A 17852-nucleotide genomic window follows, 5' to 3' on the forward strand; every position below is an offset into this window, starting at 1 on the left:
AATAGACGTCAACGGACGTCTTTTTTTGTGCCTGAAATCCAGTATCCGCAAGGCTTTCCTCGCTTTTTCACTCAACCTAAGTCAACCTGATTCAATCTACATCAACTAACTGATGCGGGTACATCTGCGGGTATATCCCGGTTCGATAATGTTTGTACCCACGCAGAACCCTTGAAAGGATACTCATCATGGCTCTGAGTGATGTGAAGGTTCGTTCGGCTAAGCCTGAAGCAAAAGCTTATAAACTTACTGATGGCGACGGCATGGTATTGCTGGTTCACCCTAACGGCTCCAAATACTGGCGGCTACGTTATCGTTTTGGCGGTAAGGAGAAGATGCTTGCGCTTGGGAAATACCCTGAGGTTTCGCTGGCGGATGCCAGGGCGCGCCGGGACGAAGCCCGTAAGCTGTTAGCTAATGGCGTTGATCCCTGTGAGAACAAGAAAGCCGTTAAGGTAGAGCAGGAGCAAGAGGCGATAACTTTTGAAGTGGTTGCCAGAGACTGGCATGCCAGCAATCAGAAGTGGTCTACATCGCACAGTGCCCGTGTTTTGAAAAGCCTTGAAGATAATCTCTTTGCTGCTATCGGTAAGCGGAACATTGCGGAACTGAAGACACGAGATTTGCTTGTACCCATTAAGGCTGTGGAATCATCCGGACGTCTTGAAGTCGCCGCCCGTTTACAGCAGCGGACTACCGCGATTATGCGCTTTGCCGTACAGAGCGGCTTAATCGACTACAACCCCGCGCAGGAGATTGCTGGTGCGGTTGCTACGGCGAAAAGACAGCATCGTGCTGCTCTGGAACTTAATCGCATTCCTGAATTGCTTCACCGCATCGATCACTATTCCGGAAGACCATTAACCCGACTTGCTGTCGAACTTACCTTGTTAGTTTTTATCCGCTCAAGCGAGCTGCGTTTTGCCCGCTGGTCAGAAGTCGATTTTGAAACGGCTATGTGGACGATCCCCGGTGAGCGTGAACCGTTGGACGGTGTTAAACATTCTCAGCGTGGTTCAAAGATGCGGACGCCTCATCTTGTTCCTTTGTCGCGGCAAGCCTTAGCTATTTTGGAAAAAATCAAAAACATGAATGGAAACCGAGAGCTGATCTTTGTGGGCGATCACGATCCGCGTAAGCCGATGAGTGAGAATACGATTAACAAGGCTCTGCGAGTGATGGGTTATGACACGAAAACGGAAGTATGTGGACATGGCTTCAGGACTATGGCGTGTAGTTCTTTGATTGAATCGGGATTGTGGTCGAGGGATGCTGTAGAGCGGCAGATGAGCCATCAGGAGCGTAGCTCTGTTCGGGCAGCTTACATCCATAAGGCGGAGCATCTTGGGGAGCGTAGGTGGATGTTACAGTGGTGGGCGGATTATCTGGATAGAAATCGTGAAAGTAGGGTTAGCCCATTCGAATTTGGTAACCATTTACTCAGTTAAATCAAGATAGTTGCAGATAATGGCTTTACATGTTTATGAACAATATACTTGAGTGCTAAAGCAGAACGAAAGCAGTTTTTTTATCAAAAATGGCTTTTAGTACTCGGATTTGAGGAGGTATCCTGATGAACCATGAGCAGTTAGTTCAGTATGGATTCAAGTTTGGAAAAAATGGACCTCATGCAGCGCGTTGCATGATGATCGAAGAATTGAAGATATTGCTCCAGGCACGGCCTGACAACACCTTACAAGAAGAATATAGGGTAAGCATTGTGGATGACAATATTCTTCATAAACCCAGTTCTAGTGCCAGGAAACTAACTTATCGGCACATGGTTGGTCTTTATGGGATGTCTCCGCACATACCTTTGTTCAAATTTTTTCGTCAACTTTGGGAGCTATCTGAAGAAGCTCAGCCTCTACTCGCACTGCAATTGGCTATTGCAAGAGATCCACTACTTCGAGAATCTGTTGGGGTCATTACGGCACTTAAGCCTGGGCAAATCTTACCCAGAAGCGTTATGGAAGAACACTTAGCAAAAGACGATCCAGATCGATTTAGTCAGGCATCACTTCAGTCATTTGCTCGAAACATTAGTGGCACATGGACTCAATCAGGTTATCTTTCGGGTAAGGTTAAAAAACAACGTACTGACCCAAAAGTAACGTATGTGAACGTGGTTTTTGCTCTACTTCTTGGGCACTTCCAGGGGCTTTCAGGTAAACGTTTGTTTGATAGCTTTTGGATGAAACTATTACCAGTTGATGAAACAACTTTGTACGAGCTTGCATATAGAGCAACTTTGCGCGGCCTGATTAATTTCAAACAAGCCAGTGAGGTCGTTGAAGTGTCTTTTGCACCTCTGAATCTCCTAGTTAAGGAATAACGTGATGTCTGACAGATTGTCAAAATTACTGAAAAGTTTTTCCAGTCACATCAGTGTGCCATGGGGTAACAATATCTCAGCTGAAGAGAAAGCTATCTTTGTCGTATATGACAAAGAGGATGAGCTTAAGCTTCGTGCTCGCATGACTGAATTTGAGCATGCATGCATCGAAAGCGAGCACCCATGGCTGTTGTTGGACTTGACCAATGAGTTCCCCTACTGGATGGCCAGACAGGACTACAAAGAGGCTTATTTCGAAGATCCAGAGTATCTGGAAGGAAGCTATGACTATTTTGCTGAAGAGCTTGTGTCGAAACTCCATGAGCAGATTAATGCGCACCAAACACCTGAATCTGTAGTGGCTCTTATGGGATGTGGGACCATGTTCGGCTTTGTATCAGTCTCCGCTTTAGTTAAATCTTTAACGACTCAAGTACAGGGACGCTTGGTGGTATTTTTCCCCGGAGAATATCATGAGAATAACTACAAACTGCTCGATGCCAAAGATGGCTGGGGATATCAAGCCACTGCGATCACCATAGCTTAACTAGGTAAAGAAAAATGCTAAACCGCGAAATTTATAAACTTGACCCTCTGGAAAGCAAATTGGCCAACAACGGTGTGGCTGAGGTAAAAGATGATCTCTCCAAAGGGGCTCTTGAAACATTAGATTATGAGCTGCGGACGTTTGTCTGTAGCGGGGCTTATGCCAAAGGCATGGCTGATATTCTTAGCAACTACTTACGAAATGTTAAAAGTTCTGGTGAACAACCTGCAGTTTGGATTTCAGGCTTTTTCGGTTCTGGGAAATCGCATCTAGCTAAAATGCTCAGAACCCTTTGGGTGAATCAGAAAATGGAGAGCGGAGCAGATGCTCGCTCATTGGTTGAGTTACCCGATGATGTACGACAATATTTTGACGAACTTTCAACATTGGGAAGTCGACTGGGAGGACTTCATGCCGCGTCAGGAACTTTGGGGGCGGGAGCAGAAGACAAAGTTCGATTAGCCTTGTTGGCGATCATTTTCAAATCAGCTGGGTTGTCTGAGCAATATCATCTTGCCCAATTTGAACTTTGGTTAAGATCTGAAGGGGTGCTTGAGCAAGTAAAAGCTTACATCCAACAGCATGCCAAAGGTAAAGAAGGCGAAGACCTTTGGAAGAAAGAACTGCGCAATCTCCATGTTTCACCAGTCATGGCGAATGCGCTGTTACATGCTTTACCATCTCTTGGAAGTGATGCTAAAGAAGTACGAGATATGCTGCGTGCGCAATATAAAATTGTTGATGATGTATCAAATACGGAAATGGTTCAGTCGATTGTTGATGCATTGTCAAATGAAGGCGAAATGCCCTTAACTTTGGTTGTTCTTGACGAGGTTCAGCAGTATATCGCTGATGATCCAGATCGTGCTCATCTTGTGCAAGAGACCGTTGAAACATGCTGTAAAGCTGGCGCACTTAAGTCGAAATTGCTTTTCGTCGCCACAGGGCAAAGTGCCTTATCCGGGTTGCAAAACCTGCAACGCCTTATGGGGCGTTTCCAGATTTCTGTTCAGCTTGAGGATACTGATGTCGATGCGGTAATCCGGAAAGTTATTCTCCAGAAGAAAGAAACTGCCAGAGCTGAGATCGAATCCGTGGTACATCATAACCTCGGTGAGATTAATCGTCATATGAGTGGTTCTGTTATTGAAGCTCATAAAGACGATGAAAAATGGATGGTTGCAGACTATCCGTTACTGCCAGTGCGTCGTCGTTTCTGGGAGCGAGTCCTTCCTGCGCTGGATAAAACCGGAACCGGATCCCAACTACGAAATCAGTTACGTGTAGTGCATGAGGCCACAAAATCTACGGCGCTTAAACCGTTGGGTTCAGTTGTCCCTGCCGATTTTATCTATGAACAAATTGCAATCAACCTGCTACAAACGGGTGTTATTGGCAAAGAGATCTACGAAAAGATAGCTCGCTTCAAGGCTGGGGACGAAGATGAAGTCCTCCAGGGTAGAGTGCTTTCGTTGATACTACTCATTAGTAAACTACCAACAGATATCAATCACGGTATTGCCTCAACGGAAGCTTTCCTCGCTGATTTGCTTCTGGAACATTTAAGTGATGGTAAGCATGAACTGAGAGCAAAATTGCCACATTTAATTCAACAACTGGTTGATGACGGCGACTTACTGCCAATGAATACTAGTGCAGGTGTTGAATACAGGTTGCAAACGCTTGAAAGCCAGCAGTGGCATGATACTTTCAAACAACAACAAAATGATCTACGCGGTAACCCACAGCGTTTAGAAACGTTCCGCAGCCTCGAAATAAAAAACCGTGTTAACACTGCCCTAGGGTTTGGTAGCGTGAATCAAGGGGTCAGTAACGAACCCCGTAAGATCAACGTGTGTTTCGATCAGGATCTTCCTGCCGATGCTAAAAAAAATCTCTATGCTCATGTACTTGAATGTAAAGAAAAAGCTTTCGAGGATGCAGTGCGTAGTGCGAACCCTGATGACGCCACTATTTTCATTCATGTTCCATCCATTCGCCGTAATGAGCTACTGAGCGCAATTGTCGATTTTAAAGCGGCGGAAACAACTCTGGAAGTGAGTGGGATACCCTCTACGGATGCGGGTAAAGACGCTCGCGCTGCAATGGAGCACCGGAAGTATGAAGCTGAGCGCACCAAGAAACTGATCCTTAAAGAAATTATTGATGGTATCCAGGTACAAATGGCTGGTGGGAGCGAAGTACTTGGTGACACGCTAGTTGAGCAGTTCCAGAATGCAGGTAAGAAAGCATGTGAACGGCTCTATACAGAGTTTAAGCAAGCAGATCAAAGAGGTTGGGATAAGGTATTTGAGCGTGCAAGTAAATTCGCTGATGCCAATGCTCTGGAAGCTGTAGGCCATAATGATGAAGTGGAAAAGCACCCTGTCTGTGTCGCCATTAAACGCTATATCGGTGTTGCAAAAACTGGGGGAGAGATACGAGAAAACTTTATGTCTGCTCCTTTCGGCTGGCCGAAAGATACCGTTGACGGCGCTCTTTTTACCATGTTGGCTGCTGGTGTATTGAAAGCAAGCGACTCTCAGGAAAAATCAGTCGATGCGAAAAGTTTGGAGCGCAGCAAAGTCTCTCAAACCAACTTTCGGCCTGAAACCGTTAGCTTGACGCCGCGGCAGTTGGCAGGCATTCGAAGTTTGATCCATGCGATTGGTTTGAACTGCACCAATGGTGAAGAGCAATCCAAATTAAGAGATGCGATAGAAACCGCCAAGCAATTGGCTCGTAAAGCGGGAGGCGACGCCCCATTACCATTACCACCAAAAGCAGAATTACTTGTTGAAGTTGAAAGGCTTTCTGGTAATGAACAGCTAATGGCTGCTTTCGAACGACATCGCGATATTATCGATGAAGTGGAGAGTTGGAAAGGGCTTGCTGAAAAAGTGTTCGTCAGACAAGCTCGCTGGGGCGAACTAAAATCGGCGCTTAAGTATTGCCAAAATTTAGTTGGTTTTGACGAGCTCATGAACGAGGTGCATGCGATTGAGCAAAACCGAAGTCTGTTAGCCGATCCTGATCCAGTACAGCCGTTGCTGAAGCAGGTAATTGAAAAAATTCGCGTTGCGATTTTGAAAAAGTACGAAGATTTTCAAACTGAATATAACGAGTGTCTAAAGGAATTGCATGAAGATGCAATCTGGAGCCAGCTTTCTACAGAGCAGCAGGAGCGATTGCTGACAAAGCATCATCTGGATAACCTGGAAATGTCACCGTTATCTGATAACGACAGAGTGCTCGATTGTATTGAAAATACCTCGTTAGAACAGTGGAGTGATAAAACGTCTGCTTTGGCAGGTCGTTTTAGCCGTATGCGGCAGGATGCGGTTGATATGTTAGTGCCTAAAGCAAAAATCGTACTTTTACCAAAATCAGTCATTGAAACAGAGGCTGAGCTCGATTCCTGGTTGGCAAAAGTTAGACAAGAAGTTATGTCCGCTTTAACTGAAAATCGTCCTGCATCGTTGAAATAACCACTCATCACACCTGAAGTTCAGACAACCTTGTCTGGGCTTCAGGTGTGAGTCTATATGCAAAATTAGAAGTAACCTCAATTTAAGAGTACTACATGCGAAAGTCACTGGATAAAACGCTTAGAAATCAACTGGAAAAAGTCGTTGTCAGGGCCCGAGAACTGATAGAAAAAGCTGCATCAGAAGCATTAATACGTTTAGGGGTGGAGACGGCGGAAGCTCCGGCATACCTGAATGATAATGAGCGTAAGCTGCGTAACCGCCTGCGAGCCCATGCCCGTCAGTTGGGAGACAAGCTGCAGTCTAATGGTGTGCAGGGAACTGAACGCCTGCGGGCGGAGGTTAGCTATGAGCACTGGCATCGTATGTTGTTTGCCCGGTTTTTGGAGCAAAACAATCTGCTAATGCTGGATAAATATCTTGCTGTCACGTTGAGCGACTGTCAGGAATATGCTGAAGAAGAAGGTTGTAAAGATGGCTGGGAACTGGCCGGCAAGCTTGCTCAGAGAATGCTGCCTCAGGTATTTAGGGTCGATTCCCCCATATTTGAGCTGCAAATTCCCGTCGACCGCATTCGTGAATTAGAGGATTTGATTCTGACACTTCCTGGTGCGGTGTTTCAGGCCCAGGATAGCCTGGGATGGTGTTACCAGTTCTGGCAAAGCAAACGTAAAGACGAAGTAAATGCGGCGGGTATTCCGATTGGTGCGGATGAGTTAAGCCCGGTCACACAGCTGTTTACCGAACCTTATATGGTGAGTTTCCTGCTGGATAACAGCCTGGGGGCGTGGTGGGCGAAAAAACAGCTGACGGATGCGGATTTACGCTCGGCCAGTGATGAGAAAAGCTTGCGTCAGGCTGCCGCTATCGAGGGTGTGCCGCTGGAGTATCTGCGTTTTGTTAAAACCAGCGATGAGCAGGGTGAGTTGTGGCAAGCCGCCGGCGGCTGGTTTGATGGCTGGCCACAGGAAGTTCGTGCACTGAAAACGCTGGATCCGTGCTGTGGTTCAGGGCATTTTCTGGTTGCATTATTCCTGATGCTGGTGCCAATGCGTATGCAGCTTGAAGGACTTGATGCCAGAAGCGCTGTAGATAAGGTGCTTGCTGATAACCTTCATGGCCTTGAACTTGACAGCCGCTGTGTGGAGATTGCTGCCTTTGCGCTGGCGCTGGAGGCTTGGCGATATCCCAATGCCGGAGGTTACCGTACCCTCCCGGCACTAAATATTGCCTGCTCAGGGCTGGATGTCAGCGCAGCTACCCAAGAATGGCTGGCACTTGCTAAACACAATCCGGATATCAGCGAGGCACTTAATTGGTTTACCCGAACCTTCAAAGATGCTCCGGTGCTGGGCAGCCTGATTGACGTCAATACGGCTTATTACGAAGGAAAAACTGAAGGCAAAGCCTCCCCCTGGCAGGTTCTCCTGGATGCGAAAGTTGCAACAGATGATGAAGCAAAAACAGCCCAAGTAACAGCTCAGGGCTTAGCAATGACAGCAAAACTATTGTCAGAAAGGTATAACCTGGTAGCTACTAACGTGCCTTATCTGGCACGTGGTAAACAGTGCGAGGCGCTTAAAGAGTTTTGTGAGAACTATTTTCCTGAAGCAAAAGCCGACTTGGCTACGGTGTTCTTGGAGCGCTGTACAGGTTTCACCCCAATCGGCGGTACTTCAACAATCGTCTTACCGCAGAACTGGCTTTTCCTGACGAGCTACAAGAGGTTCAGAGAAAAGTTGCTAACAGAAGAGACTTGGAATCTGATAGCTCGTTTGGGGCCAAGGGCGTTTGAAACTATTTCAGGTGAGGTGGTTCAGGCGATTTTGATTATTCTCACTAAGGGAACAGCAATTAATGGAGCTTTGCTGCATAGTGTCGATGTATCCGCACCAAAAACTGTGTCAGAAAAAGCAGGGAAGTTGCTTGAAGAGGTTTTACAAACTGTTGAACAATTAAAGCAATTGGATAATCCGGATTGTGTGATTATTTTAGCGGAATCATCTGCTTCTTCTCTGTTAAGGGACGATGCAAAAGGGTTGGCAGGTATTCTAAATGGGGATTCCCCGCGATTTCAGCGCCAATTTTGGGAGTTTAATTGTAAAGGAGAGGATTTCGTATATCAGCAAAGTACCGTTTCAACGTTCATTCACTTTGGGGGGCTTGATAAGGTTATTGAGTATGATGATACAAATGGCCATATGCGTTTACCTGCTGAATATCGTAGAGACAGGCTTCACGATTCTGATCAAAGAGGGAATTCTGCATGGGGTCGATGGGGGGTGGCAATTAGCCAAATGAGAGAGCTTCCTGCAGCACTCTATATTGGTAACAAGTTTGACTCGAATATTGGAGTTCTGTTACCCAAAAATAATAATGTGCTTGCTGCACTTTGGTGTTACTGCTCTAGCCTTGATTATAATAAAGAAGTACGTTTAATTGATCAGAAATTAAATGTAACTAATGCGACCTTAGTAAAAGTTCCGTTTGAGTTTGAACACTGGTCAATAGTAGCAAAACAGAAATATCCCAATGGTCTTCCTAAACCCTACACCAATGACCCTACTCAGTGGATTTACCACGGCCATCCCTGTGGCTCTGTTATCTGGGATGAAGAAAAAAAATGGACTGCTATCGCTGATAAGCGAACCGACGAGACAGTACTACAAGTTGCGGTTGCTCGCCTTTTGGGTTACCGGTGGCCAGCAGAGCTGGATGACAAAATGGAGCTGGCTGATGAGATGCTTTACTGGCTTGGTAAATCTGATGAACTGCTTAAACTCGTGGATGATGATGGTATAGTCTGCCTGCCAGCACTTCGCGGGGAAAAAGCCGCCGCTTCTCGCCTGGAGGCCATGCTGCAGGCTGCCTACGAAGAGGACTGGTCATCCAGTGTTCTTAGTGATCTGCTTGCCAGTGTTGGTAGTAAGAGCCTTGAAACCTGGCTGCGGGATAAATTCTTTGAACAACATTGCAAACTCTTCCAGCACCGCCCGTTTATCTGGCAAATCTGGGATGGTCTTAAAGATGGATTCTCAGTACTGGTCAACTACCATAAGCTCAATTACCAGGGTTTGGAACGCCTGATTTATACCTATCTTGGGGACTGGATCCGTACTCAGGAGCACGGTTTCAAAGAAGGCATTGATGGTGCAGAAAGTCGTTTGATGGCGGCTAAAAACCTCAAAGACTCGCTGGAAGCCATCCTTAAAGGAGATGCCATCACCGGCAAGAGTGGTCTCGACATTTTTGTGCGCTGGAAACCGTTACACGAACAGCCTATGGGCTGGAACCCGGACTTAAATGATGGTGTGCGCCTTAATATTCGTCCGTTTATGCAGGCACGGGATGTGGATAAGAAGGGGGCCGGTGTTTTACGCACTAAGCCCAATATTAAGTGGGGTAAAGATCGCGGCAACGACGTTGAATCGGCCCCCTGGTATTATCTGGGCCTGCAGTATGGTGAAAAAGAGGGGGCGCGTATCAATGACCACCATATCAGTCTTGCAGATAAACAAGGTGCCAGAGACGAACATGCAAATAAGGAAAATCACGGATGATTAAATCAGTATTTAACTATCCGGTGTCAACCTTGTTGGATATTGAAGCAGGGGTGGTATATGCCATCCCACGTTACCAACGGGAGTACACCTGGGGTAAATGGCAATGGGATGCCTTGTTTGAGGATCTATTAGAAAACGACCTTAATTACTACTTGGGATCGATTATCTGTATCAACCAAAGTACAGATACGCTGGCTCTGCAGCAGTTAGAGTTAGTGGATGGCCAACAGCGAATGACCACATTGTCATTATTGTTAGCTGCCATTTATGCAAGCTACAACCAGTTAGGCATTGAACTTGAGATGGAACAGCAGATAGAGCTGTATAACCTGAAGCATAAATTGGTGCTGAAAAAGAATGCGGACCAGCCCCGATTAGTACCTCAGGTGCAAAATGCCAACCAGCAGGATTACCTGGCGGTGTTGAAAGAGGCAGGCATTCTTAAAGAAGCTGAGTGGGTTTCCAATGCAGGTAATCGTCGGGTATTTCGTGCCTATCGACATTTTTTAATGCGTATTGAACAGTATGTCAGTGAGAGCGAAACCCCATTGCAGGCACTGAATGCGCTACTTGATAAAGTCAATGCATCTACTCTGGTAAAAATAGAGGTGGCAAGTCATTCAGATGCTTACACCCTGTTTGAGTCACTTAACAATCGCGGTGTGCCTCTTACCGCGATTGATTTAATGAAAAACAAGCTACTGGCGAAGATCGAACAGATTGAGCCGGGCAGTATTGATAAGTCTTTTATCAGCTGGACCAAAGTGATGGAAGCCCTGGGGGATGATTATGGGGTACAAGAGCGTTTTTTCCGTCAGTACTACAATGCGTTCAAGCCTGAGTTAAAAGATATCGTCAATGTACCAGTAGCGACGAAATCTAATCTTATACAAATTTTCGAAAAATTGATTGCTCATGATCCGCATCAATTCCTACAAGCTATGCGCAGTCATTCTGACTGGTATGCGCAGATTGTAGGGAATTGCGAAGTTCCGGATGAACCTAAACTAACAAAACTGCTTAAAAGTCTGGATAGAATTCAAGGCGCTCCTTCTTATCTCTTATTGCTAATGTTGTTTGCCAGACGACAGAACTTAGCATTGAGCATTGAGCATATTGAAAAAGTGGTCACTTTGCTGATCAACTTCTTTGTCCGTAGGAACACTACTGATGTGCCTGCTACTCGGGATTTAAACCGCATATTTATGGAGTTAACTGAAATTCTGCAAAGCTGCCACGGTGAGCAGGTTGTCAGTGCGATTGCTAATACCCTAGGGTCTGTCAGTACCTCTGATGAGCATTTCCGCCAAGCGCTTAGTGGCGGTCTATACGAAGAAAATAGCTGGGTCTGCCGCTTTATCCTGTGTGCTCTTGAAGAAAGCATGATGACCAAGGAGAACCAAGTAGACCTATGGGCAGTGGAAGGCAAGCAATATGTGTGGACCATTGAGCATGTTTTCCCACAAGGATTAAACATCCCTGATTCTTGGGTAGATATGATAGCGGATGGCGATAAAACGTTGGCGGAGCAATATCGTCAAAGCCATGTGCATAAACTCGGTAACTTGACTATCTCGGGATACAACAGTTCTTTAGGGAATAAGTGTTTTTTGGAAAAACGCGATCGTACGACCCGGGATAAACGTCCTGTAGGCTACAACAATGGTTTGTATCTAAATCAGGAGCTGGCTATTACTGAGACTTGGTCAATAGTGCAAATTGAGCAAAGAACAACCGCGATGGTAGATAAGGCACTAATTCTGTTTAGTTTACCGGGTGTCGTCGGGAGATAACGAATGCAAGTAATTGATAAATTGATAGAGCAGCTACGGGGTAGTGCACATTTTAATCCTGCGGTGCAGGAGGCCCCAGCAGCGGTGCTATGGACAGATGAAGCCTGTCAATGGCAAAGTGCCATGCCATTGATTAAACAATTTATTCCAGAGCTGCTCGAACTTGGTGATTATCAACCAGAGCAGCGGACTGGTCCGGCTATTTGGTTGAAGTGTGCCATTGCTGGGGTGTTGGAAGATGTTATGTTACCTGAAGGTCGTACACCAATTATCTATCTTCCCAAAATTGGGCGAAAAGCGTTGCGCGCTATCGAAGATTGCCCGGACTATTTACGTCCTTTAGCAGAATTACAATATCGTGGGTGTTGGTGGGCCTATAATACGGCAGGACGTGATTGGAGTATAAATTCTTTTCTGACAAACCCACGAGTTGGGCTTGAATTAGACGTAGCAAAAGATAAAAACACATTAGAAATTATCCCCCAAATCTTGAAGGATCTTTTAGAATCCCGTGTTGAAGACTTACAAGGAAAGCGGTTAGAGGCTAAAGATTTTCAATCATTAGTATTTAATGATCCTATTAAAGATCTACTTGGGTGGCTGAATAATCCCGAAGATAAGCGTAAGCAGTGGGACGACAATAAATGGTCGCTTTTCAGTAATACTTGCTCAAGTCAGTTTGGTTATGAACCAACAGATGCTAATTATTCTCAAATGCTCGCATCCCTTTTATCTGCCCAAGGGGCGTGGCAAGAAGTGTGGCAGCGCTTTGAAGATACCGCACATAACCTATCAGGATTAATCCTTGTCCTTCGTGATGTAACCCCTGATTTAGCTGCTGATTTAAGTCATTATCCTATTGAAAATACTCGCGATGAAAAAAGCCTTGCCGATGCGCTTGCTGGCCTTCCTCAACTTGATGTAAACAAAGTTAGAGGAACTATCTGTTCACTATATCAACAGAATAAAGAGCGCGAAAGCTGGCTTTGGTATCGATTAGGGGAATCTAAATACCTCGAGATTTTGGCCCATCTGGCAAAAGTCGCTGAATTGACCCAGCAAGTGTTCAATCATCAGTCACCGGAAGAGATGGCAGAGCTATATCAGGAGTGCTTCTGGCAAGTCGATGCTGCAGCGTTGCAGGCCATGGCATTGGCAAAAGAACCGGGCCAACAGGAATTAGTCGCAAATGTATTAAAACTAATATATTCCCCTTGGTTGAACGAGGTATCGCTTAACTTCCAACAGTTGGTTAAAAGAAAAGGATATCCTGGGAATACTGAAATTAAGGAAGCGACAGCTACTTACCAGGTTAAAGGGATGGTAGTGTTTTTTGTAGATGGTTTGCGTTTTGATTGCGCTAAAGTATTAGAGCGTAAGCTTACTGCGCGTCATTTGATTGTCGATACCAAAACACAATGGAGTGCTCTGCCATCTTTAACTGATACAGCGAAAGCTGCGGTTACTCCTGTTGCTGCACTTTTGAACGGTGCTTATGACACTCAGGATTTTAAGCCTTCAGTAGTGGCAACGGGTAGTGAGTTTAGTAGCTATCAATTAAAAAAAGCATTGGCACAACAGGGGTGGCAATACCTTGAAGGATTGGATACTGGTGAGCCTAATGGCTTAGCGTGGCTACAAACAGGTGACCTGGATAACCTGGGACATCAGCAGCAAAGAAAATTACCTCTTGGTATTGATGATGTTCTTGAAGAAATAGCTGATAGGGTTAGCTATTTGTTTGAAGCTGGATGGAAGCAAATCCGTATTGTCACGGATCATGGTTGGTTATGGCTTCCAGATCAATTACCTAAAGCAGATCTTGAAAAACCATTGGTTCGTAAGTACTTATCAAGATGTGCTATTCTCAAGGATAATGCCAGTACGAATTTGCCTCAGGTAGAGTGGTATTGGAATTCCTCAGTGTCACTTGCCATGGCTCCAGGCATCAGTGCATTTACTGCGGGAGATTACTACAATCATGGTGGCCTAAGTTTGCAAGAATGCCTGACACCTGTAATTAAAGTTACTAAGGACTAGAATTTTATTACTTAAAATAAGTTTCATCGAATATTTTCTAAAAGCCGCTTATAACAGCGGCTTTTAGCTATTTGAACACGCTGGAATTGCGGATGCGAGATAGCTGTTTTGTAGTTACTTTTTTTTGTTCTGTCACTCCACTAGAGTAGTTTCCGCGCTGATAGAGCACCATAATCGTATCGTCATATTCACAACCTAAGGCTTCACTAATTTCCCGCATATCCTCTCGGTCCATGGCACGTTTGTAAGCATCTTTTTGTTTAGAAAGATTATAAATACTGAATACGCACGCAACTATGAGTTTGTCAGCAGTGGTCTCTCCGCCACCAGGGTTAACAATTAAGTTGAATTCTACATCTTCACCCAGCTCCAGGCGTGAATTAAAATCCAGCACTCTGCTCTTCGCACAGCTCGGCGAGAAGTCATTATAGGTGACTCCATTTACCCACTGAGCTTTTATCCAGTTTCTATCATCACCTCGCATTGCACGACCAGATTTAGGATAGGGCGTTCCTTCATTCAGGAATTCGTCACGAATTAATTTGATTGCCTCAAGCAGCTGTGGATCGTTGGTATAGGCGCTGAAATTAACTTCGGGCTCAGACAATTTTCCAGGAATGACTAGATAGCTTTGAGTTAGAAATGTTTCCGAATCATCACGTTTTTTGGTGATTACAGTTTCAGAAAAAGGGGTGATAAACATTCCTCGGTCAAAGCCTCTGACTTGATATTTCGCACAAATATCTTCAAATGAATACCGTAACCCATCGAAATCATTCAATTCATCGCTGGCCTCAAGATGATCAAGTAGTTCTGAATACGCTCGAACAGCTTCCAGGTTTGTAAAATGTTTCGCCTGAGTATTCTGGTGGTATCCACATGCTCTGCCAACGTTGGCTTGCACCACTGCGGCTATATTGGCAATAGAGCTATCCCATGTGTTTATTAGCGTGTTTTTCATTTCTTGGCCAAAGTTAATACCAGCGCGAAATCCAGCCACAGTTATAGCGATTATCTTTTCATCAAACATTGCTGCTGTTTCGTACGCTCGTTTGAAGTCATCGATAGATGAGAGTTCGTGATCGCCAACGCCAACAAGCTTTTGACCTATGATTAAGATTTGCTCTTCATCTACACCTTGATTAATCAGTACTTGTTTGGCTATGTTTGCTTGACTTGATGGAACCCTAATCAGTGACCAGCCTACGCCCTGATGTTCTTTAAACTGGCGTATAAAGCGCTTTTGTAGCAGTGAATCTTCACAAAAATCGCGTTGATCATCATCAAGTTTGACCAGCTGGTTACTGCGATGCATTTGTCGAATGCCATGATATTCATCACTAGCTTTGTGAAATACCAAAGACGTATTGAAGCTGTGACGTAGAATGGAATCTTCGCTAGCTGAGTAGAGTGAGCTAAATGGAGTTGCGGAAATAAATACAACTTTACAGTCTACATTAACTTGTTCCAGGTAATTAAATACCTTTTCATAGCGAACACTATCAATGCCAGAACCATAGTGACACTCATCGATGATGATGAGCTTAGGTGGTTGGCGCTTAAAATCCGATTTAAGCGCATTATCTATATTTGTGAAGTTACTAACAACGACATTTTTGCAGGGGGCAAGGTCACGCTTTGCTTGCTCTTGAAGTGCCAGATCTGCCATTGTCACAAGATATAAAGTATCTTTTAAGTATTTCCGGTTAGCCAATAATTCATCGGGTAAAGATAGTCTCTGAAGGCAGGCAAGGGCAAGAGCGATACCTGATTTTCCTGACTGCATTTCCGCAGCAAGGATCACTGCTTTTGAACCAGAGTTCAATTTAGTAAATGCTTTCTCAGCAGCGTTGCGTTGGTGTTCAAAAGTATTTTCAGCCATTGAACACTGGACATAGTTGCGATACTTATTTGAGCTATTCATATGTCAATATAAAGTTTAGGGGGCATGCAGCCCCTTGTATTAATAAGTAGATTCTACTTTGTCAGAGAAATGGGATTCATCGCTAAGCTCACCTGACTGCTCAGGAAGTTCGTTGTGCTGTTTCTTAGCAAGAGTACGTTCAAGGTCATACTCACCGCGCTTGTAGATAACAAGTAGAGTGTCATCATGCTCAACACCAAAGTAGTCGCACATCTCCCAAACATCTTCAAGAGTCATAATTTTCTTTGCGACATTTCGGCGAGAAATGTTGTAAACGCTAAAAATGGTAGCTACCACAAACTTATCTTCAGATAACTCTCCGGAACCAGGTGCTACAACGCGGTTAAACTCTAAATATTCCCCATTATCAATTTGTTGGGTGTGGGTTTTAGTTTTTTCTTTTTGAGTTCCGTCAGCGCGTGCCTTCTCGGGGTTATTGTAACTATCCCCATTGACCCAATGTGCCTTGATCCAGTTCTTGCCTTTACCTCGCATAGCTCGATTACCTTTGACGCTTGGCGCACCTTTAATCGTGAACTCTTTGCGAATAATATCGATCGCCTGAAGAAGATACTTATCTTTTGTGTACTCGGTGAACTCTGCATCATCGTCAAGAAGTTTTGCGGGTACAGCAATGTAGCTATCAGTTTTATACGTTTCAACATCACCGATTGGGCGACGACGTTTGTATTTGATAGTTAACCCAACATCCAAACCGTTGACATGGTATTCCTGGCACACATCTTCAAAAAACTCTTTTAACCCTTCGAAATCAGACGCTGCTTGGTCAGAGCAGGTGTTTTCAAGATGGTCAAGGATACAAGCATAAGCCTCAGCTGCATTTAAGTTAGTGAAATGAGTTGAAGAGTTGTTTTCATGGTAACCACACGCCCTGCCAATGTTGGCTTGCACCACTGCTGCAACACTGGCAACTGTACTATCCCACGTCGAGATGAGATTATTTTTCATCATCGCACCGAAGTTGATACCAGCTCGAGCTCCAGCAACAGTAATAGCGATTAGTTTTTCTTCGAACAACTGAGCATCATCAAACTCCTTTTTGAATTGCTCAATGCTGCAATGTTCATCTTCTGGTACCCCTGCTAATGAATTACCAATAATGTAAACAGCATTCTCATCGATGCCTTGCGATATGAGAAACTGCTTAGCTTCCATCGCCAAACCAGCGGGCACCCTTACGAGTGACCATCCCATACCTTTATGACTCAGAAATTGTTGAACAAACTCATCGCGTTGAACGGACTTGCAAAGGAAATTACGACTTTCATCCTCAAGGCCTTTGACCTTACTATTCATTAGCATCTCTCGGACGCCGTAGTATTCATCGCTAGTTTTGTGGAATACCAGGCGGGTGTTAAAGTCTCGACGCAAGATTGAGTCTTTTAAGGCCGCTTCAGCAACATTTCGGGCTTGAGTTAATAGTTCTGCATCATTATCATTCTTAGCTTCTTGTTGAAGTTCTAGAGCTTCTTGATATTCAGTCTCTGCTCCATAGAGAGCACCGAAGGGGGTGGCAGAGATGAAGACGACTTTACAACTATCGTTCTCTTGTTCCAGGTAGTCGAAGATCCTACTGTATCGAACAGCAGTGACATTTGAGCCATAGTGACATTCATCAATAATAATTAGCTTAGGTGGATTGCCTTTAAATTCATTTTCCAATGCCTTTTCGAAGTTCACAAAATTACTGACGACAACATTCTTGGCAAGCTTGAGGTCTTCTTCAGCTTGTTCTTTGAGGGCGGTATCAGGCATTGTAACCAGGTAAAGTGTGTCTTTTAGCTGCTTACGATTGCAAATATCTGTCTCGGAGAGACTTAATCGCTGTAAGCAACACAGGGCTAGCGAAATGCCTGATTTACCTGCTTGCATTTCGGCGGCTGTCACTACTGCTCGCACATTGCCAGTTAAAGCATCAAATACTTTGGTAGCTGCTGTTACTTGGTGCTGATGTAGCGCTTCGCTCTGAAGAATAGAAAGTACTAGTTGTCGATGTTTTTGTGCTTGTGCGTTCAACTTTACATCCTGAATTTGTTTACGTTATTAATATTCGTAAGTGGTGTTTAGTTATCATGCGATAGAGTTCTATGTAACCAAACACTACGCAGATGCAAATGTTGACAGCTCTACACACCGACTTT

General features: G+C 44.7%; 9 protein-coding genes. 7 read left to right on the forward strand and 2 right to left on the reverse strand.

Annotated elements, in window-relative coordinates; all coding sequences use genetic code 11:
- The first annotated feature begins 188 nt into the window (after positions 1-188).
- The 7 genes from ABLU95_RS19555 to pglZ all read left to right on the forward strand — a co-directional run bounded on the left by ABLU95_RS19555 (position 189) and on the right by pglZ (position 13766).
- Positions 189-1448, forward strand: coding sequence for an integrase arm-type DNA-binding domain-containing protein (locus tag ABLU95_RS19555; protein ID WP_348880230.1), 1260 nt, complete (start codon positions 189-191; stop codon positions 1446-1448).
- Positions 1449-1573: 125 nt separating this feature from the next.
- The gene (locus ABLU95_RS19560) at positions 1574-2335 is read left to right on the forward strand and encodes a hypothetical protein (protein WP_317391281.1); all 762 of its coding nucleotides are present in this window, start codon (positions 1574-1576) and stop codon (positions 2333-2335) included.
- Positions 2336-2339: 4 nt separating this feature from the next.
- The gene (locus tag ABLU95_RS19565; protein ID WP_045345931.1) at positions 2340-2882 is read left to right on the forward strand and encodes a BREX protein BrxB domain-containing protein; all 543 of its coding nucleotides are present in this window, start codon (positions 2340-2342) and stop codon (positions 2880-2882) included.
- 14 nt (positions 2883-2896) lie between these two features.
- Positions 2897-6370: a BREX system P-loop protein BrxC gene (gene brxC / locus ABLU95_RS19570; RefSeq protein ID WP_348880232.1), complete on the forward strand. Its 3474-nt coding sequence runs from the start codon at positions 2897-2899 to the stop codon at positions 6368-6370.
- Between the two features lie 95 nt (positions 6371-6465).
- A complete protein-coding gene (locus ABLU95_RS19575) occupies positions 6466-9930 on the forward strand; it encodes an N-6 DNA methylase (protein WP_117259786.1) in 3465 nt (1154 codons plus the stop codon).
- The gene (locus tag ABLU95_RS19580; RefSeq protein ID WP_117259787.1) at positions 9927-11726 is read left to right on the forward strand and encodes a DUF262 domain-containing protein; all 1800 of its coding nucleotides are present in this window, start codon (positions 9927-9929) and stop codon (positions 11724-11726) included. Before ABLU95_RS19575 ends, ABLU95_RS19580 begins: the two co-directional genes overlap by 4 nt.
- Positions 11727-11729: 3 nt before the next feature.
- A complete protein-coding gene (pglZ, locus tag ABLU95_RS19585; protein WP_348880234.1) occupies positions 11730-13766 on the forward strand; it encodes a BREX-1 system phosphatase PglZ type B in 2037 nt (678 codons plus the stop codon).
- A 67-nt stretch (positions 13767-13833) separates the two neighbouring features.
- On the opposite strand, the gene ABLU95_RS19590 is transcribed toward pglZ, so the two are convergent.
- Entirely contained in the window at positions 13834-15648 is a 1815-nt protein-coding gene (locus ABLU95_RS19590) for a DEAD/DEAH box helicase family protein (protein WP_207527847.1), read from the reverse strand.
- 81 nt (positions 15649-15729) lie between these two features.
- The gene (locus ABLU95_RS19595; protein ID WP_064489887.1) at positions 15730-17727 is read right to left on the reverse strand and encodes a DEAD/DEAH box helicase family protein; all 1998 of its coding nucleotides are present in this window, start codon (positions 17725-17727) and stop codon (positions 15730-15732) included.
- Positions 17728-17852: the final 125 nt, after the last annotated feature.

The sequence above is a fragment of the Klebsiella sp. GG_Kp146 genome, from assembly GCF_040061975.1.
GTDB lineage: Bacteria > Pseudomonadota > Gammaproteobacteria > Enterobacterales > Enterobacteriaceae > Klebsiella > Klebsiella quasipneumoniae.